1 pseudogene is annotated in these 235 nt (G+C 77.4%); it reads right to left on the reverse strand.

The window, feature by feature from the left end:
* Positions 1-235 (reverse strand): annotated as a pseudogene (locus KVT44_RS57120) (acetyl-CoA C-acetyltransferase); the annotation flags it as partial.

Raw genomic sequence — 235 nt, forward strand, 5'->3', positions numbered from 1 at the left:
TGAGCCGCACTGCCGGCCATCGGTGACGCCCGGCACCTCCTGGGGTAGTCGCGCCGCCAGCCAGCAGGTGCGGGCGATGTCTCCGGCCTGCGGCCCCACGGTGTCCAGGCAGCCGAAGACGACGTCCTCGTCGGCGGCGGGGTCCACTCCGGGGCGCTCGACCTGCCCCTTGTGGACATGCGCGCCGGGGGTGGCCGGGGGGGCACCGCTCAGGCCTCCCCCGCGCCGCCCGCTG

The sequence above is a fragment of the Streptomyces sp. GbtcB7 genome (assembly GCF_019091445.1).
Classification (GTDB): Bacteria; Actinomycetota; Actinomycetes; order Streptomycetales; family Streptomycetaceae; genus Streptomyces; species Streptomyces mirabilis.